Source organism: Hydromonas duriensis, assembly GCF_004363775.1.
Lineage (GTDB): Bacteria > Pseudomonadota > Gammaproteobacteria > Burkholderiales > Burkholderiaceae > Hydromonas > Hydromonas duriensis.
Window position 1 is genome coordinate 1 of sequence record NZ_SNZE01000076.1, and the last position, 1,192, is coordinate 1,192.

Consider the following 1,192-nt stretch of genomic DNA (forward strand, 5'->3'; position numbering starts at 1 on the left):
TTACGCAGTAATTTTAGCGACGACACCTGCGCCGACGGTACGACCACCTTCACGAATCGCAAAGCGCAAACCTTCTTCCATCGCGATTGGAGCGATGAGTTCTACGCTGATAGATACGTTGTCGCCTGGCATAACCATTTCTTTACCTTCTGGTAAAGAAACTGCGCCTGTTACATCCGTTGTACGGAAGTAGAATTGTGGGCGGTAGTTGTTGAAGAATGGCGTGTGACGACCACCTTCGTCTTTTGACAAGACGTAGATTTCTGCGTCAAATTTAGTGTGCGGCTTGATTGAGCCTGGTTTGCACAATACTTGACCGCGCTCAACGTCTTCACGTTTTGTACCACGGAGTAATACGCCAACATTGTCACCCGCTTGACCTTGGTCGAGCAGTTTGCGGAACATTTCTACGCCTGTGCAAGTGGTTTTTGCTGTGTCTTTGATGCCGACGATTTCGAGCTCTTCACCGACTTTAACAATACCACGTTCGATACGACCTGTAACAACAGTACCACGACCAGAGATTGAGAATACGTCTTCGATTGGCAACAAGAATGTGCCGTCTACTGCGCGTTCTGGTGTTGGGATGTATGAGTCGAGGGCGTCGCCCAAGGCTAAAATTGCAGGTTCGCCGATAGGTGATTGGTCGCCTTCTAATGCCAATTTAGCTGAGCCTTTTACGATAGGCAAGTCGTCGCCTGGGAAGTCGTATTTTGACAGGAGCTCACGCACTTCCATTTCGACCAATTCGAGCAATTCTTCATCGTCAACCATGTCACATTTGTTGAGGAATACGATGATGTATGGAACACCAACTTGGCGTGCCAAGAGGATGTGCTCACGTGTTTGTGGCATTGGACCGTCTGCTGCTGAGCACACGAGAATCGCGCCGTCCATTTGCGCCGCGCCTGTAATCATGTTTTTAACATAGTCGGCGTGACCTGGGCAGTCAACGTGTGCGTAGTGACGTGTTGCTGTTTCGTATTCTACGTGCGCTGTGTTGATGGTGATACCGCGCGCTTTTTCTTCTGGAGCCGCGTCAATATCCGCGTAACCTTTGGCTTCGCCACCAAATTTCGCCGACAAAATCGTGGTGATTGCCGCTGTTAATGTCGTTTTACCGTGATCAACGTGACCAATCGTGCCAACGTTAACGTGCGGTTTGGTCCGTTCGAACTTACCTTTTGCCATG

The 1,192-nt window shown here is 49.6% G+C and carries 1 protein-coding gene; it reads right to left on the reverse strand.

Annotated features, from left to right (window positions below; translation table 11 throughout):
* The gene (gene tuf / locus DFR44_RS11345; RefSeq protein ID WP_133621674.1) at positions 1–1,191 is read right to left on the reverse strand and encodes an elongation factor Tu; all 1,191 of its coding nucleotides are present in this window, start codon (positions 1,189–1,191) and stop codon (positions 1–3) included.
* Between the last annotated feature and the right edge of the window lies 1 nt (position 1,192).